Consider the following 24,145-nt stretch of genomic DNA (forward strand, 5'->3'; position numbering starts at 1 on the left):
TAATGATCGAACTGTAAAACTCGATCAGCCGACGGCCAGCAAAATGCCGCCTATGGTTGCCGCGGCCGTTAAGGCTTTTTTCATCGAGAAACTGCGATCGCTTTGATTGTTTTCTTCACCACCAGACAATGATTCTCTGGCAAGCTCGGATTCTTTTTCAATGTCTTGCAACGCTTGAATGAGCGCTTTCCCCTCTGGCGTCAACCCTTGTATTTGTGCAGGCTTTGTCGTTTCGTCCAATGGGACTGACGCTCCTGCGGCAATACGAGGCGAATCGTTGCCGCTTTGTTCAGCGGCGCTTGAGGCGTATGGCGTGTGTTGAGATCCAGCAGAGGCGATAGATTGAGAGGAATTCAGTGGATTCATTACCCTTCCTTTTGGCTATTATGGCAATACTGAACGCGGTAATGCGTAATCAGTGCGTCTATAGAAGCTAAGCAAAAAGTGTTCCCGAGCTGCCAATGAGTTGTTGGTGGAGCTCATCTTTACTATTGCTAGATGTTACTTGGCTTTTGGTAGGTATGAATAGCAAAGCTAGATTCGCATTCAAAGTTTGGATTTTGCTCTAATGCAGCTATGGTTTCTTCGGTCGCTTTCCATGCAAACGGCGTCATTTGCAATAATGCTTTAGCGTCATTGCTGGAAAGAGTCATCAACGTCTCTAACTGCGTATCGTTAACCTTGGTGAACGGCTCTAAGGTTTCAGTATGTTGATGCAGCTTAACTTCATCGTAAATAAGCTCGCGCAATTGATAAAGATGTCTTGCTGCTGGAGTTACTGTGACCACATGACCACCGGGTTTGAGAACTCTTAACAGCTCTTCTGGCTTGCACGGCGCATAAATTCGAATGACGGTATCTAAACTATTGTCGGCAAAAGGTAAGCGATGGCTAGAGGCGACACTAAAGTGACACTGTGGGTATCGTTTGGCGGCATAACGAATCGCCACTTTTGATATATCTAATCCGTAGCAATCACCGTTGATTCGCTTGGCAATATGCTGCGTGTAATAGCCTTCGCCGCATCCAATATCCAATACATGGCCTTGAGCTGGGGTCACGCTTGCTACAAGCTCTGCAATGTGCTGTGCCAGCGCCTGATAGTGCCCGGACTCAAGAAATAAGCGTCTTGCCTGCATCATCTCTTTGTTGTCACCAGGGGCTTTAGAGCGCTTATGCTGCGCTGGCATTAAGTTCACATAGCCCTCTTTTGCGAAATCGAACTGGTGTCGATTACTGCACGTTAGTGTGCGATCAGCCAAATTGAGTGGTAATTGACAAAGAGGGCATTGGTAGTGCATTGCGTAATAGTCTCTACAATATTATTTAACGGACAGATGTGTAATAAGTTGGTGCTTCTCACCAGGTTCAAGCTTTTTACCTTGCTCCAAACTTGCTGCGTGCAAAGTGGATTCGATGCAGAGCATGGTTTGGTAGCCCGTATCATGCATGTCAGCCATTGCTTTCGCTCCCTGTTGCCACGGGTTCCATAGCACCGCGCTATTGTCACCTTGATTGCGCACTTCGATATGTCTGTCCAGTACAGGATCAAACAACACGATTGGGGAAACTGGCGCAGTATACACTCGGTCGATAGTGTCAGTCAGCATCAGTTCTTCATTACCGGTGCAAATTTTTCCTTGTTGCAAGCTATCTTGGTAGGTTGGGCCCATTCCAGTGACTTTGGTTTGAGTAATGTCACCAACATTGAGATAGGTATGGAGTGCACCAGAAAACGTCCAAGGGCTGCTGTCGGTGTTTTCAACCTCGAGCGTCAGGGTGATGGTGTCTGCGATTTCAATGAGCAGTCGAGCAAAAAACTTATGTGGCCAAATGGCATGAGACGGTGCGCTATCTTGAAGCGTTAGCTCGATGATGACGCCACGGTCATTTTCTCTATGTTGGGCTAGGGTCCATTCACTGGTACGCGCAAAACCGTGTGCAGGGGCTGCAATTCGCCCAAACCAAGGCCAACAAACTGGGACACCGCCTCTGATGGCTGCCTTATTATCGAAAATAGCGTCTTCACTCATCCAAATAAGATCAGCCTGTCCAGTTGGTTGGAACGACAATAGGTGGGCACCATGAAGAGAGATCAGTGCCTGAGCGTTAGGGTGAATAACGCGAACAGCTTTGCAGTCGCCCATGTTGATGATGGAAACACAGTCTGATAGGGCTGCAATAGTGGGTAGGTTAACGTAGTCCATAGTGAGGTCACCTTAGTATCGAAGAGTGGGAGATAGTCCGTCGCAAGTCAATATTCATTTGGAACGCATATAATACCAATCGCATCAATTAACTGCTCATTCTTGCTTGTTAAAATCACCAATATCTGCGCTAAAGATTTTGTAGGTAGAACAGCTATCTACTGCAGTCTTTACCTTGTTATTAGCGATTTTTCCAGCGCAATTTTCTGACCACTTAAATAATCCGATTGGTAGAAGGGCAGTGACATCTAGCCTTTTCGCGTTCCTTTAAAATGCAAAAAGGCGACTCGAAAGTCGCCTTTTACTAAACCAAGTTTTTGGCTAATGCTTACTTAGAGATGTGAGCAATTAGGTCAAGAACTTTGTTTGAGTAACCGATTTCGTTGTCGTACCAAGATACAACTTTAACGAATTTGTCAGTTAGAGCAACACCAGCTTTAGCATCGAATACTGAAGTTTGTACTTCACCGATGAAGTCTTGAGATACAACTTGATCTTCAGTGTAACCAAGAACGCCAGCCATTTCGCCTTCAGAAGCTTCTTTCATTGCAGCACAGATTGCTTCGTAAGATGCAGCTTCTTTAAGGTTAACAGTTAGGTCAACTACAGAAACGTTAGCAGTTGGTACGCGGAAAGCCATACCAGTTAGTTTGCCGTTTAGTTCTGGAAGAACAACGCCTACAGCTTTAGCAGCACCAGTTGAAGATGGGATGATGTTTTGAGAAGCACCACGGCCACCGCGCCAGTCTTTAGCAGAAGGACCATCTACAGTTTTTTGAGTCGCAGTAGTTGCGTGAACTGTAGTCATTAGGCCAGACTCGATGCCCCACTTGTCGTTAAGAACTTTAGCGATAGGAGCAAGACAGTTAGTAGTACAAGAAGCGTTAGAAACGATGTCTTGACCAGCGTAAGAGTCTTGGTTTACGCCCATAACGAACATTGGAGTTGCGTCTTTAGAAGGACCAGTTAGAACAACTTTCTTCGCACCAGCAGTGATGTGCTGACGTGCAGTTTCGTCAGTTAGGAAGATACCAGTTGCTTCAGCAACAACGTCAACACCAATTTCGTCCCACTTAAGGTCAGTTGGGTTGCGCTCTGCAGTAACGCGTACAGTGTTACCGTTAACGATTAGGTTACCGTCTTTAACTTCAACAGTACCGTTGAAACGACCGTGAGTTGAATCGTATTTTAGCATGTATGCCATGTATTCTACGTCGATTAGGTCATTGATACCTACTACTTCGATGTCATTGCGCTCTACAGAAGCACGGAATACGAAACGACCGATACGGCCAAAACCGTTAATACCTACTTTGATAGTCATTATAGTTGCTCCACAACTTATTTTTTTCGATTGAAAGATAACTTGGTAGTAAAATTACAAAACTAAGCGCCGAATCGCAAGCCGAAATTGCGGTTAACTTGTCTAACATCAAAAAAATGTTAGAAACTTACATACCGAATAACGAGTTGTTCACCTTCAGCTGTTGTATTTGTAGACAAACCAAGCTGATTCCTGAAATAGACACTTGAAATACAGGCTTCAACAAGTGTCGAGAATGTCACAAAGTATGTGCTACAAACCGCTACATTTGCAAGTTTTGTTTTAACAATCTACTGCCACGACAATTTGCGACACCAATTTAATCATAAGGCTACGTATTAGTGAATGTTTTAGGAGTGAATGCATACACGCTTGGTTGAGATGATAACCATCAAAAGTTGAGCCAGTAGTGGAGAAAACGGTATACTCGTTGTGATTTTAAAAGGATGCAAAACCATGAAAAAAACAGAACAACAATGGCGCGAACAATTAAGTGATGAAGAGTATCGAGTTTGCCGAGAGCAAGGCACTGAAGCCCCGTACAGCGGTACTTTATTGCACAATAAAAACAGTGGTGTTTATCACTGTACGTGCTGTCGCGCACCGCTGTTTGTATCTGATAACAAATACGATTCGGGTTGTGGTTGGCCAAGTTTTGATAAGGCCATTGACGACCAGGCAATTCGTTATATCAAGGACATGAGCCATGGCATGATCCGCACTGAGATCCGATGTGCGAAATGTGATAGCCATTTAGGGCATGTGTTTGAAGATGGCCCTCAAGACACCACGGGCCAACGTTTTTGTGTTAATTCTGTGTCATTAAAATTTGATAGAAAAGAGTAATGATTCTCAAGATTTAAAAAACGCATTAACTCCCATGCTTGTTGTCAGCATTGCCTCTAAATTTAGAGGCTTTGCAGATACGATTGCGAAGGTAAAAGGGTGGTGCTGTAAGTGCCTTTTTGTAAGTGAGTTACAATTTCTGCTGCCTTTTGGTCCAAAAACGCTTTTTTCTGTTCGTTGAACGAATAATAGACTGCAAGAGTGCGGTCATCTGAAACAGGTAATTTGAAACTTCGCCCCACGATCGCCCACATATACGCCATTTCAATATTGCCCGCAGTTTGATGAATAGTTGCCAGCGACTGGATGATGCGATTGTCGACGTTGTCACTGTCAGTTAAGTCTAGGGCTTTATTCAAAATCGCTAAGGTATGCTCAGGATCTCGATTGCTGTAATAAGTGGCCAGATAATATTGCAGTGTTGGGGTATCGAGTTGTCCCGTTGGCTCAAGCTGTAAAAATTTGCGTTTCGCGTAATCATCGCCATGTGTCCACAAAAAATAGTAGATATAAGGGTTATCAATTTCTTGCATTACCGCGGTAAGCCGCTTTTGTTCGTTATAACTGTATTGCAACGCATTAAAGCGATTTTGTGATTGAGCGGTTGTTTTCAGAGCACGAATTTGCGCCGCCAGTGTTAGGCATCGCTGGTAGTCCGCCAGCATTTCATATTCTGTGATCAGTTTTAGATCGTCGGGCTTTTTCAACATGTCATAACGGTGCCATATGAGATCGGTTCGTTGCACCCTGCATTTGCCGTCGTTAATGTTGAGCTGTTCACACTCCAAGCTTGGATTACTATTACACAAACCCTCTGTGTTTAAACGACTTTCGAAACAACCGCTTAAAGTGAATGCAAGCATAGCTAAAAACATGCAGCGAAAGGTTAATGCAAATGGTTTCATTGGTTAGTGATGCTCCTAATCCCAAGCACTGTGATCCATATGCTTGTGTATCGGCGAGCAATTGCGTAACTTGAGCAAAATGTGCCACAAGGAGTTGTAACGGCAAATGAATAAACAACAATTAATAGAATCGATCACACCTGAAGCTTATGACCGACTGCTGTATGCTGTGGAAACGGGACGCTGGCCAGAAGGAACTGAGCTGACCAAAGAGCAGCGTGACCATTGTATGCAGGCAGTAATGATGTACCAGTCTGTACACAATGAGAATCCGCAACACATGTCTGTTGCGACCGATGGTGAGATAGCCTTTAAATCTAAAGCTGAACTTAAACAGCAGTTTATTCCTCAGCAAAGCATCGATGTGCAAGAATTAGACTAAACCTTACCACCACTTAAGTATGTCAATAGTAAGGGGCAAGGTTAATTATCATGCCCCCAGCGTTCTCACTTTCACTCAGTCATTGTTGGATTATTACCGCTCACTTACCCAAGCTAGGCATGTGTTTACCGACGGTAGTCATCGAGTTAAAGGCTCATTTCGCCGCGCATGTCCTGTTGCATCGCCGTTTTTATCTCAGTATAGCTAAGCCCTTTACTTAATAGGAAGTGGAGCTTAGCCAGCGCGGCTTCCGAGGTCATATCATAGCCACTGATCACTCCAGCATCGGCAAGTGCACATCCTGTCGCATACCCGCCCATATTGACTTTACCCGCTAAGCATTGGGTTAGGTTAATCACAATCACACCACGTTCTGAGGCCTCTTTTAGATGGCCTAATAGTTCTGGATTTTGCGGTGCATTGCCCACCCCAAAGGTAAGCAGAATCATCGCATTAACGGGCTGGCGAAGCGTATTTCGGATCACTTCATGCGAAATCCCAGGGTACATGGTGATCACACCAATCGGTTGAGGGGTGATGGAGTGAAGTTTTAGTGGTCCAACAGGGAGTTTATTGATTTCAGTAAACGGAGAGAGTTGGATGTTAATGCCGGCCTCGAGTAATGCAGGCAAATTCGGTGAGGTGAACGCTTTAAATCCATCCGCATGGCTTTTCGTGCTGCGATTACCGCGCATCAGCTGATTATTAAAAAACAGCGTAACCTCATTGATTGGGTAGTTCGCTGCAATGTGCAGTGCATTTAGTAGGTTCGCTTGTCCGTCCGAGCGCAATTCTGCTAGAGGAATTTGCGAACCGGTGACAATGATAGGCTTGCTTAAGTTTTCAAACATGAAAGACAGCGCCGAGGCAGTGTACGCCATAGTATCAGTGCCATGTAAAATAACGAATCCATCGTACTTATCGTAATTTTCATAGATGTCATTGGCGATCTGCTGCCAATCATTAGGTGACATGTCTGAGGAGTCGATCAGCGGTTGATATTCATGAATGGTGTATTCAGGCATTTCCGGTCGGTGAAACTCTGGCATGGCCGCCAGTTGCTTCTCCATAAAACCAGCCACGGGCACATAGCCTTGTGACGATTTTTGCATACCAATTGTGCCACCTGTATAGGCGATATAGATGTGCTTGCGACTCATTTCAGTAACTCTTTTGAGTGGTATTTTAACTTGCCGCAAGTATACGCACAAAATTCCAAAAATTAACTGTTTTGTCTCACTAACCGCGCTGTTTGACGCGCTTCTTTCCAGACGCGATTAAAAGTAAGTGTAGCGTTCGAGAGACTGAGCAATTAATGCCCGTGTTGGTTCAAAAAAAGATCCACACAATCTTTCAAATACTCGTTTCTCTGCGCGTCCGTCTGCTGCGAGTCCTGTCCGATCATTGCCCAATACACGGCTTTCCCATGGAACATCATGATCAACTGCACAGCGGATTCGTGGGGATCAAGGGATAGCGTAATGTGTTGCTGTTTTTGCTTAACCTCTAAGTAGCTCGCAAGAGAAGCGATCGTAGGTTTTGGACCCGAGTTTAGATAGGACGCGCCAATTTGAGGTGTGTGGGTCGCTTGGCCTACGGCATTGCGAAACACTTGAAGCACTTGAGGTTCAAGCATCATTGATTGAAAACGCATAGCAAATGACAGCAGTACCTCAGAAATAGGCGCGTTTAAATCAAAGGCTTCTTGGTCAACTTGCCTTTCAATACAGCGCGATTGAACACAGGCTTCAAACAACGCATCTTTATTTTGAAAGTGAGAATAAACAGTCTGTTTAGAGACACCAGCGACTTTAGCTATCTGCTCCATATTCACGTTATACCCGTGTTGCATAAAGAGTTGACCGGCAGCACTCAGTATAAGTGTTCGTTTTTCTTGGCTTTTTGGCTTCATCCGTGGTGGTTTCCTAATGAGTGAAATGATAGGCTATCAAAACAAAACTAGACCGTCCAGTCTAGTTATGGTACTTATAGATAACCGCCTTGGATAGGAAGCCATCATGAAGCGACTATTGTCGAGTTATCCTCTTATTGTTTTGTTAGTTACTCTTGTTGGATGTAATACGAGCCAGCCGACTGCATCACAACGCAGTACCGCACCTATATCCGTAGAGACCATATCGGTTAAGTCAGTGCCTCACTATGAGGTAGTTCGAGAGTATGTGGGGCAGGTGAGACAAGCCCAGCGCGCGACCTTAGGGTTTGAACTCAGCGGTAAAATCATCGCTATTCATGCTGACGTAGGTGATAGTGTTAAAAAAGATACGCCATTACTTCAATTGGACACTCAGTTTATTGAAAACGAAAACATGGAGTTGAAAGCGCAGCAAGATGAAGTTGTTGCACAACTCGCATTGACCAATACCACCTTACGTAGGCAAAAACAGCTAAAACAAAAAGGGTTTAGTGCTGACGCCGAAATTGATTCACTCAATAGCCAAGTCTTGGTGTTGAAAGCAAAATTGGCTCGTATAGAAGCAGCGCTTAATAATACTCAGCTAAAGCTAAAAAAATCGACCATCTACGCCCCGTATGATGGTGTGATCGCGCAGCGTAATGTATCAATGGGAGATGTAGTGAATGTAGGGACGTCGACAATGACGTTGCTCTCGAGCGCACATCAGGAAGTCGTTATCGGTGTGCCGATTAGTGTCGTACCTTTAGCCAAACAACAATCGCCTATTACCATTATCGTCGGTGAGCAAGAGTGGACAGCCAGGCTGCTCAGTGCTGCGCCAAATCTTGATGCACACTCACGAACTGTGAGCTTGCGCTACCAGCTTCCTGAAAACAGCCACATGCTAGAAAAAGAGTTGGCGCACATCAGCCTTGCGCAGGTTATCCAGCAGCCAGGCGCTTGGGTACCCATTTCCGCCCTTTCAGGTGGCGTGCAAGGGCTGTGGAATGTGTTGGTTGTGAATAATGTGCAGATCGTTGAGCGTAGAACCGTCACTGTCGAACATGTGACCGGCACCCAAGCCTTTGTCTCTGGTGAGCTGTTTGACCAAGAAAAGGTGATATCGACAGGTCTGCATCGTGTGGTCGCAGGTCAAAAGGTTGTGGCAATCAACAGCAGCGAGAAGGCGGTGAACGATGACATTTTATAGCGCTATCACTAACCCAAGGTTATTAGTGCTGCTATGCGGATTACTCTGCGTCAGCGGGCTGGTCGCCATTAATGATCTTCCTCGGGCCGAAGATCCTTTAATCAGCAACCGTTTTGCGACAGTCACCACCACTTACGCAGGAGCAAGTGCTGAAAGAGTGGAAAAGCTCGTCACCGAAGTCGTTGAGAATAAATTGTCCGAGTTGTCTGAGGTTAAGACCATCTCTTCAACATCGCGCCCTAACATCTCAATCATCACGATCGAGCTGCATGATGAAATAGTAGAGCCAGAGCCGGTTTGGACATTAGCAAGAAACAAACTTAGAGATGTTCAACGCTTGCTGCCTTCGGCAGCGTCAACGCCCAACCTAGACAGTGATAGAACCTATGCTTTTACCACGATTGCGGCACTAAAATGGCGAGGTGAGAGTGAGATAAATCCGTTAGTTTTAGGCCGCTACGCTAATGAGTTAGCGACGCGACTAAGAATGCAGCCAGGAACGGAATTTGTTGACGCCTATGGTATTCCCCAAGAAGAGATTAACGTGGAACTTAATTTGGCTGACGCGGCAGCGCTCGGGCATTCTCCAGTCACACTGTCTGGCTTAATCGCAAACAGCGATACCAAAATCGCCTCAGGCCAGTTAGTTAATTCGCACGCTGTTTACGGGATTGAAGTGGATTCAAACCTTGATTCGGTGCAAACCATCGGTGACATTATTGTGTACTCAGATCAGAGTGGCCATACTGTCGAATTGCGCGATATCGCCTCAGTGCGAAGAACAATGAGTTCACCAACGTCAGAGATCGCATTGGTTGATGGTGACAACGGCGTCTTAGTCGCGGCGCGAATGCAACCTTCATTGCGCGTTGACCATTGGACTAACAATGTTCAGCAAGTAATAGCTCGATTTGAGCAGACCCTGCCACAACAGATAGAGCTGGAAATTGTATTTAGCCAGCAGCCCTACACCGAACAAAGGTTAATCGATCTAGTCCAAAGTCTACTACTAGGTTTGGGGTTAGTTGTCTCTGTATTATTCGTTACCTTGGGCTATCGTGCCGCGCTTTTGGTAGCTGCTGCGCTGCCGTTAACGACGCTACTCACCCTGAGTATGATGAAAGTGACAGGGCTACCCATTAATCAAATGTCGGTAACGGGGTTGATCGTCGCCCTTGGGATCATGGTGGACAACGCCATTGTCATGGTTGACACCATTCAATCCTATCGGCATCAAGGAAAAGGTCGATTGGAGGCGATGCGCCAAGCGATTCGCCATCTTGCGATCCCATTGCTAGGGTCAACATTAACCACTGTGCTGGCGTTTACACCGATTATGCTGATGCAGGGGGCAACCGGTGAATTTGTTGGGGCTATCGCTGCAACGGTATCTTTTTCTTTAGTGGGGTCTTATTTAATTTCACACACCATAATTGCCGGACTTGCCAATCACTTTCTAACCGACAATACGTCATCAAATGCGTGGTATGTCAACGGACTACGAGTCAAAGCCCTTTCACATACTATGTCTAGAGCTATTCAAATTGCGGTGTTGAAACCTAAATCTGCCATCATCAGTGTGGCGCTGGTATCCATGACAGGGTATTGGAGCCTCACGCAGTTGACTGAGCAGTTTTTCCCACCTTCTGATCGCGACATGTTTGAAGTCCAGCTCTACTTACCTGCTCAAACCAGTATCGAGGCTACCGAGACAGTTACTCGTGAAGTAAACCGTTTAATATACCAACATGAAGGCGTCGAGCAGGTCAGCTGGTTGGTTGGAGCCAGCTTTCCTTCGTTTTATTACAATCTTCAATCCTCGCTTCGCGATGCACCCTATTATGCGCAAGCCATGGTAAAGGTTGTCGATGTTGATGTCGCAAACTACCTGATTCCGACACTACAAAAGCAACTCAATACACAGATCCCAAAGGCTCAGATATTAGTCAGAAAGCTAGAGCAAGGGCCTCCGTTTACCGCTCCTATCGAGTTAAGGATCTATGGCGAGGACTTACATCAAATAAAGTTACTAGGTGAAGATATTCGATTGATGTTATCGCGCATAGACCATGTCACGCACACACGTGAGACCCTTCAGCCAGGCGTCCCTGATATACACATAGAGTTTGATCAAGGCGCTTTGCAATTAAACCAGTGGTCTATGAGTCAAATGAGCCAATGGTTGCAGACCACGTTAGTTGGCATAGACAGTGGCTATGTGGTGGAGGGTGCTCAATCACTACCGATACGAGTTCGTGTTGGTGACGGACTCAGGCAAAGTGATGAGCAACTGGGTAATTTAATTTTGCCACTGACGACAGAGTCGGAGCATCTCGGTGTCAGTCTCTCGTCGATAAGTTCGCGTTCTCTGACGTCGAACCTCGGCGCGATTACTCGCCGCAATGGAGAAAGGGTCAATACTATTGAAGCCTACTTAGAAGCAGATACGCTGCCACAAGCGGTGCAACAAAAAGTGCAGCGTGCCCTGCAAGACATATCGTTGCCAGCCGGCGTGTATATTGAATTTGGCGGAGAGTCAGCGCAGCGCAATGAGTCGGTTAATAGTCTTGTCTCCAACATTATGCTGGTGGTTGTGTTAACCATACTGGTGGTGGTAATGGCCTTTAATTCATTTCGATTTAGCTTACTCATTTTTATGGTGGCGGGGCTAGCGGGAGGCTTAGCGATATTGTCCGTGTACGCGTTTGGCTATCCTTTTGGGTTTACCGTAATCATTGCTATGTTAGGTGTGATTGGATTGGCCATTAATGCCGCTATTGTGATTTTGGCTGAATTAAAAGCAACCCCTAAAGCGATGGCAGGGGATATTGACTCAATCGTTGGTGCGGTGATGATGTGCACCAGGCACATTGTTTCGACTACCATCACGACGGTTGGTGGTTTTATGCCACTTATTTTGGCTGGGGGAGGGTTTTGGCCTCCGTTTGCAATTGCCATTGTAGGTGGCACGGTGTTGACCTCGATCGTTTCATTCTTTTTTGTGCCGGCCGGGTTTGTGTTACTGACTCGCGGTAGAGCAAGGTTGGGCAATGGACTTCCCGTCAACGATGTCGCCGTGACTCATTGATGAATACACCCTTAGTTGGATCAAACCAAAAGGGAGTGCATTGCACTCCCTTTCTAATGAAGCAGATAATCGTTTATTCCACGCTACAGGTTAAACACATCGCATACACACCGCGCGGATCATTGAGCTGATTCACTAAACTAAGGTCAGATTGTATCTGTGACACTTGTGGTAGCAATGCGGCAGGGATCCATTGTTGAATATCTGCACCAAGCCATGATTGGGCGTCGCCAAAGAACTGCAGGAAAAACTCCTGCGCTGGGGTAAGCGGTTCTTGGACCCAACTGAGGTTGTATTCATCAAGCTCTGCCAGCTGTGCGGCAAGTTCGACGGCAAAGTCAAAGTCACCAATTTCATCGACCAGACCATGCTCTTTAGCATCAACACCTGTCCACACGCGGCCTTGTGCTACGGCGTCAACAGCGGCAATGTCCATATCACGAGCATCAGCAACCAGCCCTGTAAATCGACTGTAACCATGTTCAATGCCCATTTGCATGGCAGTTTGTGCACCTTTGTTTAGACCCGTCGCCACACCTGCACCACTAAATGGAGAGGTGCCGACCCCATCGGTATGAATGCCTAAGGATTTGAAACTGTTTTCAAAGGTAGTGATCACACTGAAAATTCCGATAGAGCCGGTCAGTGTTGTAGGCTGAGCAACAATTTTATCGGCGTTCATCGAAATCCAATAGCCACCTGAGGCCGCCAAGCTAGACATTGAAACCACCACTGGTTTTCCGGCTGCTCTCAACGAGACTACTTCGTTGCGAATGACTTCTGAGGCAAACGCACTGCCTCCTGGGCTATCCACGCGAAGTACTACCGCTTTAACATCATCATCTAAGCGCGCTGCGCGAAGTTGTGCAGCCGTCGTGTCACCGCCCACATTTCCACGCTGCTCTTTGCCGTCCATAATTGCACCGCGTGCAACCACAATGGCAATGTCGCTGTCGGCAGTCTGTGGCGGCATTTTGACGCGATTAAGGTAGCTATAGTAGCTAACGTGGTTATAACTGTTGTGATCGTCGCTACCAAAGGCATCTATCATAACCGCTAAGCGTTGATCTCTCGTCGCGAGCATATCCACAAGGTCGAGCTTCTTAGCAAGGGCAGCAAGGTCTCCACCGACACTTTCGAAATCGGCCAAGAAGGTCTCCATACTAGGGTTGAGCACTTCGGCATCAATTTGTCGGTTGGTGGCCACATCATCAACGTAGGCGCCCCAGAGTTGACTTAACCAGCGTGACGCAGACTGCTTTGCTTCATCGGACATGTCGGTGCGCAAAAACGGTTCGACGGCTGATTTGTAGGTGCCCACACGAAATACGTGGGTAGTGACGTCCAACTTTTCTAATAACTCTTTGTAGTAAAGGGTGTAACTGCTGTAGCCCTTGAGTAGCACGCCGCCATCCGGTGCCAGCATGATTTTGTCTGCGTAGCTGGCTAAGTAATACTGACTTTGATTGTAAAAGTCACTGGACGCAAACACTGGTTTGCCGGATGCCTTAAATTCGTTAATCGCTTTTGCAATGTAACGAAGTTTGGTGAGGTTGGTTTCGGGCATTTGCTTAAGAACTAGCACTAAGCCACTGATGCTGTCATCGTCGGCCGCGTGGCGAATGGTTTCGGCAATTTCAAACAGTACATTTTCCCTTGGCATATCTCGACCAAGTACGGAATCTGAGAGACTGTCCATTGGATTGATGTAGGTGCGTTGCTCGACAATGGGACCAGAGAGGTTTAGTACCAATGCAGAGGGCGTGACGTCTTCAATGGGTTGCGCAGTGGGATCTTGTTGATATTGCATAAAGGTGTGGTATAGCACCCCAATAACAAATAAAAAGAACAGGTTAACCACCAGCAACCGAATAATGTTGAGTGTATTCAGTAAGAACTTGAACACTTTGCCGATAAACTTGAACAGCTTAATCATTCGATTCCCTTTAACTGTATGAATTCAAGGATTTGATTTAACAATCCTACGTCAATGCTCTCATAATTCAAACTGTAGATTGATGTTTGTTGCATTTATGTAAACAACTGTTTGAAATCTGAAACAACAATGATATCGTGGTCAGACCAGAATAATAATGACAATACGCGTAATGGACGACTCCAAACTGCATTCCCTTGAGCCAATTCTAGCCAGCGGTGTGAGCAGTTGATTACAGTAATTGATACCAAAAAATGGATGGAAACAACGATGTACCCACACCTACTTGAGCCACTGGATTTAGGATTTACCCAACTGCGTAATCGCGTATTGATGGGGTCAATGCATACTGGACTTGAAGAACATAAAGAAGGGCTTGGAAAGCTGGCGGCCTTTTATGCCGAGCGTGCAAGAGGCGGTGTCGGCTTGATTGTTACCGGTGGTTTTTCCCCTAATTTACGTGGCCGCTTGCACCCGCTAAGCGCAGAGTTTAGCAAGCCAAAACACGCTAAAGCGCACCAAGTAGTCACAGAGATGGTGCATGACAATGGTGGGAAGATCTGTTTACAGTTATTGCATGCAGGTCGTTATGCGATGCATCCATTTGCGCAAAGTGCGTCTAGCATGAAAGCGCCCATTTCTCGTTTTGCCCCGAGCGAAATGAGCGACAAACAAATTAAAAAAACCATCGACGCTTTTGCAAATAGTGCGCAACTGGCGCAACTTGCGGGTTACGATGGTGTTGAGATCATGGGCTCAGAAGGCTATTTGATTAACCAGTTCATCTGTCAACGCACCAACAAGCGTTACGACGAGTGGGGCGGTACCTATAAAAAGCGCATTCGCTTGGCATTAGAAGTGGTTAAATCTGTGCGTAAAGCGGCCGGGAAAGAGTTTATTATAATTTTCCGTTTATCGATGTTGGACTTGGTAGAAGAAGGCAGCACGTTAGACGAAGTGATTTATCTTGCTAAAGCGCTAGAAGATGCGGGCGCGACCATTATCAATACTGGTATAGGATGGCACGAAGCTAAAATCCCCACCATCGCCACGCAAGTACCAAGAGGCGCATTCTCTTGGGTTACCGAAAAAATAAAGCCCCATGTCAATGTACCGGTTATTGCAACCAATCGTATTAATACCCCAGAAGTTGCGGAAGAGATATTGGCAAGCGGGAAGTCCGATATGATTTCCATGGCTAGGCCATTTTTAGCCGATGCTGATTTTGTGAATAAAGCGGCCAACCAACAGTCGCATCTCATTAATACCTGCATTGGGTGTAACCAAGCGTGTTTAGACAATGTGTTTAAGGGTAAGCGTGCAAGCTGTTTAGTCAACCCGCGCGCTTGCTATGAAACCGAAATCCCGATCACTCAAGTTACCCAAAAGAAACGAGTCGCCGTCGTCGGTGCAGGTCCTGCGGGACTTTCTGCCGCGACCACAGCCGCGGGGCGTGGCCATGAAGTGGACTTGTATGAAAAAAGCGATCGCATTGGTGGTCAGTTCCGCCTAGCGATGCAAATCCCGGGTAAAGAAGAGTTCCGCGAAACGATTCGTTATTTTGCCAACATGCTCGATGAGACAGGAGTGAACCTTAAGTTAGATACTGTGGCCACTCTTGATACGCTCAAAGAGTATGACGAAGTGATCATGGCGTCGGGCGTTGAGCCTCGTAAAGTGAATTTAGAGGGGCTTGAAGGCAGTGACAAAGTGATTGACTATCAAACGTTGATCCGAGAAAAGACGCCAACAGGTAAAAAAGTTGCCATCATGGGCGCAGGTGGCATCGGCATAGATGTTGCGACCATGCTCACTGAACCTAAAGGCCATGACCTAGATGACTGGCTGCACGAGTGGGGCATCGATAAGCAAATTGAACATCCTGGTGGTTTGTTCCCATTCCCTGACGAAGAGACAGACCTCACTGTTTGGGTCATGCAGCGTCGTAAAGGGCGTGTGGGTAAAGGGCCAGGTAAAACCACAGGCTGGATCCATAAACGCACCTTAGAAAAGCGCGGAGTAAACCTATTAGGTGGCGTCCAATACAAGAAATTGGACGAGCAAGGCTTACATATTGTGAACGGAACCGGGGACAGGTTACTCGATGCTGACTCTGTGATTGTCTGCGCCGGTCAAACATCGGTACGACCTTTTGAGTCTCAGTGGGCAGAGCTTGGTGATAAACTGCATGTGATTGGTGGGGCTAAAGAAGCCGGTGAACTGGATGCGGTGCGCGCAATTCGTCAAGGAATGGAAATCGCAGTTAAAATCTAATCGTAACTGTGATAACGTTAATGAAAATCATTCTTAGTTTGTGCTGGCCACGTTGGCACACCAATATGGACGTTGTATGGAAGGATTGGATTTACTGCTTAATCGTCGCTCAATTGCTAAATTGAGCGAGCCCGCGCCCGACGGCGAGGCGCTGGAAAATATATTGCGTGCAGGTTTACGCGCACCGGATCATGGCAATCTTACCCCTTGGCAATTTATTATCGCCAAAGGTGATGGTCTTAAAAGACTGGCCAATGTGTTGGTGGATGCCGCCGAAGCTGAAAATAGCGAACCAGAGGTGATTGAAAAGCTTGCGAAAGCGCCATTTAGAGCACCTATGGTGATCACTGTGGTTGCCAAAGTCACCGAGCACCCTAAAGTTCCAGTTTTAGAACAACATTTGTCGGCAGGTTGCGCGGCCCATGCGATGCAAATGGCGGCCGTTGCTCAAGGTTTTCAGGCGTTTTGGCGCTCTGGTCCTTGGATGTTCAGTCGCCATGTTCACAATGGATTACAATTGGCCGCTACCGATCAAATCGTCGGCTTTTTGTATTTAGGAACAGCGGGTTGCACACCGTTAAAAGTGCCGGAGCGTGACCTCAGTCAGTTCGTTGATTATTTGTAGCTGTATATATTCACAGTTATTTGATTATAATAGGCCTTCCACATGGAAGGCCTTTTTTATGACACGACTTTATATTGCAGAAAAACCCAGCCTTGGTCGCGCGATTGCCGATGCTTTACCAAAACCGCACTCAAAACAAAATGGGTATATTCAGTGCGCAGATGGCTCTGTGGTTACTTGGTGCATCGGTCATTTATTAGAGCAGGCCGATCCAGATGAATATGACAGTCGCTACAAAAAATGGAACAGTGCTGATTTACCTATTGTTCCTGATCAATGGATATTAAAACCTCGAAAATCCTCCTCTAAGCAACTGACGGTCGTGAAAAAGCTGATTAAGTCCAGCAGTGAAATCATTCATGCAGGCGACCCAGACAGAGAAGGGCAGCTGTTGGTCGATGAAGTGATCGATTATTGCAAAGTACCTAAAGCAAAAAAGCAGACTATCTCTCGCTTACTCATCAGTGATTTAAACTTAAGCGCAGTCAAAAAAGCGTTATCGCAACTTAAAAGCAATCAAGAGTTTGTGCCACTATCGGTGTCGGCTTTAGCGCGCTCACGCGCAGACTGGCTTTATGGGATGAACATGACGCGTGCCTATACGTTGCTTGGTCAAAAAGCGGGGTATCAAGGTGTGCTGTCGGTGGGCCGTGTGCAAACTCCGGTCTTGGGTTTGGTGGTACGCAGAGACCAAGAAATCGACAATTTTGTGGCAAAAACCTATTACACCCTTGAAGCGCATGTTGCCGTAGATAATCCAAGTGGCACGGTGATCGCTAAGTGGAAGCCCAGTAAAGCCTGTGAAGCTTGGCAAGACGAAGAAGGGCGGGTGTTAAATCGTCAATTGGTTGAGCATGTGGCAAAAAAAATCGCCAATCAGCCAGCGACAGTGACACTCAGTGAACACAAAACCAGCAAGCAAAATGCGCCTTTGCCTTACTCGCTTTCGGCGTTGCAAATTGATGCGTCCAAGCGTTTTGGCATGAGTGCTCAGCAAGTTCTCGATACCTGTCAGGGTTTGTATGAGAAACACAAGTTAATCACTTATCCTCGTTCCGATTGTCGTTATTTACCTAAAGGGCATTTTAGCGAAGCAAGTAGCGTACTTTCCGCAATCAGCAATAATAGTCAGCCGCTACAAAGCGCCGTGCAGGGGGCGAATACCGCGCTGCGTTCAAAAGCGTGGAATGACGCTAAGGTCGAGGCGCACCACGCGATTATCCCAACCAGTAAGTCTTTAAGAAGTGCCGTTTTAGGTAAAGATGAAGCCAATGTGTATCAGCTTATCGCGAGACAATACTTGATGCAGTTTTATCCGGCCGCTGAGTACGCCGAAGCTCAACTGGGATTTGACATCGAAGGCGGCGAGTTTACTGCAAAAGGGAAAACCCTGTTGTCCCCTGGATGGCGGTCTCTACTTGAGCGCCCATCAAAACCCAAAAATGGCTCTGCATCTAACGAGCCAGGGAGTGCGTTCATTCCTAAATTGCTAATGGGTAGCACTCATCTATGTGTTGGTAGTGATTTGAAAGAAAAACTCACTGAACCGCCAAAACATTTTACTGAAGCGACGTTACTGCAAGCAATGACGGGCATTTCACGATTTGTGCAGGATACGCAATTGAAAAAGATTCTGCGCGAGACAGATGGACTGGGCACTGAAGCAACACGCGCAGGGATACTCGATTTACTGGTCAAACGAGGGTTAATCAATCGCAAGGGTAAATCGATGCTGTCGACACCTGCTGGACGTGGATTAATCGGTGCGCTACCTGAGCAGTCAACCTTTCCAGACATGACCGCGCATTGGGAACATCAGTTGCAAAATATTGTGGAAAAGAAAGAATCTTATAACCACTTTATGTTACCGCTGACTCAATCGTTACAGGCACTTATTGATCAGAGCAGCAATGGTGCCATTCCTGAATCACTCAGGAATTTACCTCCAGCTAAAGCCACGTTTAGAAAGAAGCGATCGACCTATAGAAAACGATCATGACGCCATTGTCTTCGCTTGTTTACCAAGGAAGCTCTGTACCGTCATAGTTTAAGAAGCGTCCCGAGTCCTTCTTGCCAGCATTCGCAATAACATTAAAAAGACCAACGGTGGATTGTGCAACGTCAATCAGTGCATTGGGTCCGCCCATATTCGTTCGAACCCAACCTGGGTGTAACGCTAACACGGTGAACCCATCTTTTGACAAATCATTCGACAGACTTTTAACCACCGAATTGAGTGCTGCTTTCGAAGACCGGTAAATATACCCGCCACCAGAGGTATTTTCTTGCATAGAGCCAACTTTGGAACTGATACAGACGATCTTTTTGTGCTTGCCTCTTGAAAGGTTGGGCAATAGTGCTTCAACCAGCTTGAGAGGCGCAATCGTATTGACCTCAAAAACATGTCGCCACTCTTTTTGGTCTGTTTGACCTAGCCCATAATTTTTGGGGCCGTAATAGCCTGCGTTATTGATTAACAGATCAATGTCATTGAGCTCGTCGGCCAATCGCTCCACGGCGGCATAGTCTGTGACATCCAGTTGATGCAGTGACAATTGCGGGTTGGCTGACAACGTGGTGAGTTCACCTGCTTGTTCAAAATCTCGCGCTGTTGCATGAACACGCCATCCATCTTTTAAGTATTGTTGAACTAACCCTAATCCAATCCCGCGGTTTGCTCCTGTAATAAGTACTTTTGGCATAGAAACTCCTTGTGATGAGAAACTGGTCGCTAATGAGCAAAAAAGCGCCTTTGCAGGCACTCTTTTATTTAGCTTTTGGTTGAGCATCAATACATTGCCCATTAATGTCTTGGCTTTCTGCCGACATTAAATATAGATATAACGGCATAAGCTCTAAAGGGGTTTTAAGCCTATTTGCATCTTCCGCAGGGTAAGCTTGAGCACGCATGTTAGTGCGAGTTGCTCCTGGATTGATCGCGTTAATGCGTACGTTAGTATTGGACATTTCATCGGCCAGCACTTGCATCATTCCTTCGGTGGCAAATTTTGAGATTGCGTAAGCACCCCACAAGGCACGTCCAGAATGGCCTACAGTGGAGGATGTAAACACAACACGTCCTTGAGGCGCTTTGCGTAGTAGTGGTAGCGCAGCTTGGGTCATAAGAAGCTCAGCTTTTACATTCACCTGCATGAGGTCATCAAAGCTGTCTTCTTCAATATGTTCAAATGGACCGATCATGCCAAGCAAACTTGCGTTATGAAGAATCCCATCTAGACGACCGTATTCTTGCTCTATGGTGTCGACCATATCGAGATAATTCTGTTTAGACGCTCCTTTTAGATCAAGAGGCACGATCGCGGGTTCAGGAAAGCCAGCAGCAACGATCTCATCAAATGTGGCCTCGAGCTTATTAACCGTCTTGCCAAGTAAAATGACGGTTGCGCCATGTTCTGCATAAGACATAGCTGCTTGTTTGCCAATTCCAGCGCCCGCTCCGGTCACTAAAATAACATGGCCTTTTAAGGCCTGAGGCTCAACTTGATAATCCACTCTACTTTTCCTTGTTTATTTCGGTATTATGACGGTGCAATACCTTACACCAAATTGAGTTACTGAGGATACTACATTGGAATTTTTGCTCGACTATGGACTATTTTTGGCCAAAATCGCGACCTTTGTCATCGCTATTATTGTGATTATGGTCATCGCTAAATCGGTCAATTCAAAGGGCGGTCAAAAGGGCAGCCTTAAAATCACTAATTTATCGGAGCAGTATAAAACCAACATCGAACTGATGGAGCATCATCTGCACGATGCATCGTTTATTAAGGCGCGTGACAAGGCTCATAAAAAAGCGGAAAAAGAGAAGCAAAAATCGCGTGATAAAGAGATCAAGCAAGCGGTCAAAGACGGTGGACTAGACGAAAAACGCAAACCGCACCTTTTTGTGCTGGACTTTAAAGGCAGTATCGATGCTAAAGAGGTGGCCCCCCTTCGTGAAGAAATCACCGCAATCTTAGCGGTGGCACGAGAGGGCGATGAAGTCCTTGTTCGATTGGAATCTGGCGGTGGCATGGTCCATGGGTATGGATTGGCTTCATCTCAGCTCGATCGCATTAAGGCGGCAAAATTGCCGTTAACCATCTCTGTCGATAAGGTTGCGGCAAGCGGTGGATACATGATGGCCTGTGTTGCAGACAAAATTGTCGCAGCCCCATTTGCCATTGTGGGCTCTATAGGTGTTATTGCCCAGCTTCCAAACTTCAATAAGTTACTCAAAAAACACGATATTGAGTTTGAACAACTGACGGCGGGTGAATATAAGCGAACACTGACCATGTTTGGCGAAAACACCGATAAAGCCAGAGACAAATTCAAGCAAGAGCTTGAAGAGACTCACGGCTTGTTTAAAGACTTTATCGCGCAGCGCCGACCTGATCTTGAACTCGATAAAGTCGCAACAGGAGAGCACTGGTTTGGCACACAAGCAAAAGATCTAGGGCTGGTGGACGACATCACAACTTCTGACGATGTGGTTATTGAAGCTTGTAAAGATAAGACTGTATTAGCGGTTAATTATGTAGAGAAGAAAAAATTGTCTGAAAAAGTTGCCAGTGGCGGTGCGCAGCTCGTAGATCGATCACTGCTACAGCTGATTGAGCGCGGACAAAAGCCGATCGTCTAAATAAGTGATCGCAAAGCAATCAAAGGCCAAGCACTGTTCGGCTTGGCCTCTTTTATTTTATAGGGGTCATCATAACTTATTCGTCAAAGATGAGTGGTTAAAGTCCTACATTTACGAGAGCATGCGGTACCAATATGGTGACGGATACTGCATTGCAAGGGAGCGACCCTCTGTGGGCAGACAACAAAAAAGCGATCCAAAGATCACTTCTTAGCTGAACAGGCTGTGCTGTCATTCATTCGATGTTTAACAGCCGGAGGCAATCTTGCCAATCAGCGGGGGGCTACCATCCTCGCGATTGTAGTAATAGAGATAACAGCTATCTGCAACGGTAGTGGCTATTGGCCAGACATATACGCCACGTCCACCGTTAGCTCCTGGGACATCCGGCATGGATTGCTCATTGCCATGCGTACAAAAGCTCGTCGGGCACAGTTCATCCCAATCAAGGCCGGTGGTGATACCCGAAAGCTCGACCACTTTCAAAAAAGCATCGGCTCCCCGACCTTGCATATACCCTTCGACAACCAATACTTCCTCGCCTCCGATGTCGACCTTTCCATTGGAGATCCCTTGGAGTTGCCCTTTCAAAAAAACAAACTCGGATGCATTTTTAGTCGCCGCAACCGCCGTGTTCAGCATCACTTGCCGGGCGTCTTGTCGCAAATTGATAAAGTTGGGTAACGCAATCGCAGCGAGGATCCCGAGTAGGACAACAACCGCCACCATTTCGATAAGCGTAAAACCACCATCTTCCCGATAGGAGTGACCAGCGGGCAACTTGTCTTCCCAGTCCATAATCAAGCAATCAATTCCTTATACTCTATCGTCCAAGTCATGCTTCTCACCCAATTGGTGAGAAGCATCTGGATTTCTTTTTTACTCCGACAGCAAAGAGCAGGCATAGCTACAGACTCGCTATATCCCGCCCCCATGCCTTGGTGATGGGAACGTTACCCCAGCAAAAGCCCTTACGTTAACCCAACACCAACGGGATAAACGTGATTAGACCAATAAACCTTACTTCTTACAAGGTTATTTAATAAAAGATCAAATAAATCAACCTGTCGGCAGCAGGGCCTCCAGACCATATCGCCTAGCGCCGAGCTTTTCTATACTGTGCTTAACCTCCTCCACGCATGAGTGCGTTTAAGCAAGCTGACGCCAGTGCGACTGGCGAAATGAATTGAAGCGCCAAAGCTTTATCAGAAAGCAAAAGCGACCTTCAGCAGCTTGGGCAATCGCTAAAATTAATCCACCCACCAAATCAAGGCAAAAGCCAAAGCTAATGCAGTTCAATAACCTCAATTTACCCTAGCCGGTGTTCACGAGGGCTCTCGCGCTAGTTACACCAAAGGCTCGCTGATGGTCGGTGTGTTCCGCAAAATTGCGCAACGACGCTTCTCGGGCTGTGGCTCGGCTAAACTTCTGTTATATATTGCCCCAACAATATCCGTATAGCAGAGGGTCACAACCTTAGTTACTAATGACGACCATAGCGGGTAATGTACTGCGGTTACCACTGTGGCTACGCCAGGTCGACCTAGTATTTTTAGACAGTAACCTCAATGGCTCCTGTATTAGGAGCGACATAGAATCACGTTACACTCGTGAAGGGGTTTTTGGGTGTGAGGTATTGACGTTTGATTGTTCTGAGCGGTTTGCTTTTGTTAGACTCTTCTTCCAACCTTTCTAGACAGTATGCTTGTCATTTGAGCCGTTTGAAAATCTGTGTTGAAGAAGCGGTAGTGTCAAATTTCAAATGTAACGTTGTCGCTGAATGATCATGAGCTACATGGGGGTGCTACCGGTGACTATAAACGTCAATATAGGTTTAAAGCATGTGTGTTCAGTTTGTGAATAGACTTTAGTGACATTATATTAAAAATGGATTTTGCAGCCGTTAACATGTTTTCACTAAGGTTTAATGGCTTTTGAATCTATGCAGCTTCCTGTATAATCCGCGCCAAAATTTAGAGGATTTCCTCTAAGCATAATAACTATCTGGAGTGATACATGACTCAACCGTACCCTGTTGTCACCGTTGACGGCCCAAGTGGTGCAGGCAAAGGCACTCTGTGCATGCTGTTGGCTAATAAACTAGGTTATCATCTGCTAGACTCTGGCGCGATTTATCGCGTTTTGGCTTTGGCCGCACTGCATCACGGTGTGGATTTAGAATCCGAAGACGCTCTTGTACCTATTGCGACTCACTTAGACGTTCAATTTATCGCTGAAGGAGACCTAGTTAAAGTGATCCTTGAAGGCGAAAATGTTTCGGACGAATTACGTAAAGAAGAGACGGGTATGGCAGCATCAAAAGTGGCCGCTTTACCTCGTGTTCGCGAAGCATTATTACGCCGTCAACGCGCCTTTAGCGCGGAGCCTGGCCTCGTTGCCGATGGCCGTGATATGGGCACAATTGTGTTTCCAAACGCAGAAGCAAAAATCTTTTTGGATGCCAGCGCCGAAGAGCGCGCTCAGAGACGCTATAATCAGTTGCATGCTAAGGGGTTAGAGGTTAATATTGACCACCTTTTGAGCGAGATCACAGAACGTGACTACCGCGACCGCAACCGAGCGGTGGCTCCTTTACGTCCTGCGGATGACGCTTTAGTGCTTGATTCTACAGAGCTTTCTATTGAAGAAGTGGTAGAAAAAGCCTACAAATTTATCGAATCTAAGTTGTCCTGATTCCGGTCAGGGCACATAGGCCGTTGGTCCCAAGGATGATGACCGGCGATTTTATCAACCCCCACGAGCTAGGATGGCCGTGGAGACTTAA

The 24,145-nt window shown here is 46.4% G+C and carries 20 protein-coding genes; 9 read left to right on the forward strand and 11 right to left on the reverse strand.

Annotated features, from left to right (window positions below; all coding sequences use genetic code 11):
- Positions 1–24 precede the first annotated feature (24 nt).
- The 4 genes from ST37_RS13640 to gap all read right to left on the reverse strand — a co-directional run bounded on the left by ST37_RS13640 (position 25) and on the right by gap (position 3,531).
- Positions 25–366 carry a hypothetical protein gene (locus tag ST37_RS13640; RefSeq protein ID WP_084887281.1) on the reverse strand — a complete coding sequence of 114 codons (342 nt, stop codon included), beginning with the start codon at positions 364–366 and terminating at the stop codon, positions 25–27.
- A gap of 128 nt (positions 367–494) precedes the next feature.
- Positions 495–1,301, reverse strand: coding sequence for a 23S rRNA (guanine(745)-N(1))-methyltransferase (gene rlmA, locus ST37_RS13645; RefSeq protein WP_084887283.1), 807 nt, complete (start codon positions 1,299–1,301; stop codon positions 495–497).
- Positions 1,302–1,322: 21 nt separating this feature from the next.
- Positions 1,323–2,207 (reverse strand): D-hexose-6-phosphate mutarotase, encoded by an 885-nt coding sequence (locus tag ST37_RS13650; RefSeq protein WP_084887286.1) that lies wholly within the window; start codon positions 2,205–2,207, stop codon positions 1,323–1,325.
- 328 nt (positions 2,208–2,535) lie between these two features.
- Complete coding sequence (gene gap, locus ST37_RS13655) at positions 2,536–3,531, reverse strand: type I glyceraldehyde-3-phosphate dehydrogenase (protein WP_084887288.1); 996 nt, start codon at positions 3,529–3,531, stop codon at positions 2,536–2,538.
- Positions 3,532–3,963: 432 nt separating this feature from the next.
- On the opposite strand from gap, the gene msrB reads away from it, so the two are divergent.
- On the forward strand, positions 3,964–4,377 hold the full coding sequence (gene msrB, locus ST37_RS13660; protein WP_084887290.1) for a peptide-methionine (R)-S-oxide reductase MsrB: 414 nt from the start codon (positions 3,964–3,966) through the stop codon (positions 4,375–4,377).
- Positions 4,378–4,439: 62 nt separating this feature from the next.
- Here the strand turns inward: msrB and ST37_RS13665 are convergent, their stop codons facing one another.
- Entirely contained in the window at positions 4,440–5,282 is an 843-nt protein-coding gene (locus ST37_RS13665) for a DUF2989 domain-containing protein (RefSeq protein WP_084887292.1), read from the reverse strand.
- A 106-nt stretch (positions 5,283–5,388) separates the two neighbouring features.
- On the opposite strand from ST37_RS13665, the gene ST37_RS13670 reads away from it, so the two are divergent.
- Entirely contained in the window at positions 5,389–5,664 is a 276-nt protein-coding gene (locus ST37_RS13670; RefSeq protein ID WP_084887294.1) for a DUF1315 family protein, read from the forward strand.
- 146 nt (positions 5,665–5,810) lie between these two features.
- On the opposite strand, the gene ansA is transcribed toward ST37_RS13670, so the two are convergent.
- Together ansA and ST37_RS13680 are read right to left on the reverse strand one after the other, a co-directional pair.
- Complete coding sequence (ansA, locus tag ST37_RS13675) at positions 5,811–6,824, reverse strand: asparaginase (protein WP_084887296.1); 1,014 nt, start codon at positions 6,822–6,824, stop codon at positions 5,811–5,813.
- Positions 6,825–6,976: 152 nt separating this feature from the next.
- Positions 6,977–7,576, reverse strand: coding sequence for a TetR/AcrR family transcriptional regulator (locus ST37_RS13680; RefSeq protein ID WP_084887298.1), 600 nt, complete (start codon positions 7,574–7,576; stop codon positions 6,977–6,979).
- A gap of 106 nt (positions 7,577–7,682) precedes the next feature.
- Here ST37_RS13680 and ST37_RS13685 point away from each other — a divergent pair, with 106 nt between their 5' ends.
- Positions 7,683–8,789: an efflux RND transporter periplasmic adaptor subunit gene (locus tag ST37_RS13685; protein ID WP_084887300.1), complete on the forward strand. Its 1,107-nt coding sequence runs from the start codon at positions 7,683–7,685 to the stop codon at positions 8,787–8,789.
- Complete coding sequence (locus ST37_RS13690; protein ID WP_084887302.1) at positions 8,776–11,877, forward strand: efflux RND transporter permease subunit; 3,102 nt, start codon at positions 8,776–8,778, stop codon at positions 11,875–11,877. Before ST37_RS13685 ends, ST37_RS13690 begins: the two co-directional genes overlap by 14 nt.
- A 73-nt stretch (positions 11,878–11,950) precedes the next feature.
- On the opposite strand, the gene sppA is transcribed toward ST37_RS13690, so the two are convergent.
- The gene (gene sppA, locus ST37_RS13695; RefSeq protein WP_084887304.1) at positions 11,951–13,813 is read right to left on the reverse strand and encodes a signal peptide peptidase SppA; all 1,863 of its coding nucleotides are present in this window, start codon (positions 13,811–13,813) and stop codon (positions 11,951–11,953) included.
- A gap of 258 nt (positions 13,814–14,071) precedes the next feature.
- Between sppA and ST37_RS13700 the strand changes: the two genes are divergently transcribed.
- From ST37_RS13700 to ST37_RS13710, 3 genes are all read left to right on the forward strand, one after another.
- Complete coding sequence (locus ST37_RS13700; protein WP_084887306.1) at positions 14,072–16,087, forward strand: NADPH-dependent 2,4-dienoyl-CoA reductase; 2,016 nt, start codon at positions 14,072–14,074, stop codon at positions 16,085–16,087.
- Positions 16,088–16,163: 76 nt separating this feature from the next.
- On the forward strand, positions 16,164–16,712 hold the full coding sequence (locus tag ST37_RS13705; RefSeq protein ID WP_084887308.1) for an NAD(P)H nitroreductase: 549 nt from the start codon (positions 16,164–16,166) through the stop codon (positions 16,710–16,712).
- A 58-nt stretch (positions 16,713–16,770) separates the two neighbouring features.
- Positions 16,771–18,711 carry a DNA topoisomerase III gene (locus ST37_RS13710; RefSeq protein WP_084887310.1) on the forward strand — a complete coding sequence of 647 codons (1,941 nt, stop codon included), beginning with the start codon at positions 16,771–16,773 and terminating at the stop codon, positions 18,709–18,711.
- Between the two features lie 19 nt (positions 18,712–18,730).
- Here ST37_RS13710 and ST37_RS13715 read toward each other — a convergent pair whose 3' ends face one another.
- Positions 18,731–19,414 (reverse strand): SDR family oxidoreductase, encoded by a 684-nt coding sequence (locus ST37_RS13715; RefSeq protein WP_084887312.1) that lies wholly within the window; start codon positions 19,412–19,414, stop codon positions 18,731–18,733.
- 64 nt (positions 19,415–19,478) lie between these two features.
- The gene (locus tag ST37_RS13720) at positions 19,479–20,225 is read right to left on the reverse strand and encodes a YciK family oxidoreductase (protein WP_084887314.1); all 747 of its coding nucleotides are present in this window, start codon (positions 20,223–20,225) and stop codon (positions 19,479–19,481) included.
- Positions 20,226–20,301: 76 nt separating this feature from the next.
- Between ST37_RS13720 and sohB the strand changes: the two genes are divergently transcribed.
- Complete coding sequence (gene sohB, locus ST37_RS13725; protein WP_084887316.1) at positions 20,302–21,360, forward strand: protease SohB; 1,059 nt, start codon at positions 20,302–20,304, stop codon at positions 21,358–21,360.
- A gap of 246 nt (positions 21,361–21,606) precedes the next feature.
- On the opposite strand, the gene ST37_RS13730 is transcribed toward sohB, so the two are convergent.
- Positions 21,607–22,158: a type II secretion system protein gene (locus ST37_RS13730; RefSeq protein ID WP_084887318.1), complete on the reverse strand. Its 552-nt coding sequence runs from the start codon at positions 22,156–22,158 to the stop codon at positions 21,607–21,609.
- A 1,218-nt stretch (positions 22,159–23,376) separates the two neighbouring features.
- Here ST37_RS13730 and cmk point away from each other — a divergent pair.
- Positions 23,377–24,054, forward strand: a complete 678-nt coding sequence (gene cmk / locus ST37_RS13735; protein WP_084887320.1) for a (d)CMP kinase — start codon at positions 23,377–23,379, stop codon at positions 24,052–24,054.
- Positions 24,055–24,145: the final 91 nt, after the last annotated feature.

Origin of the sequence: Vibrio sp. qd031 (assembly GCF_002100145.1) — a bacterium.
In the GTDB taxonomy this organism is placed as follows: Bacteria; Pseudomonadota; Gammaproteobacteria; order Enterobacterales; family Vibrionaceae; genus Vibrio.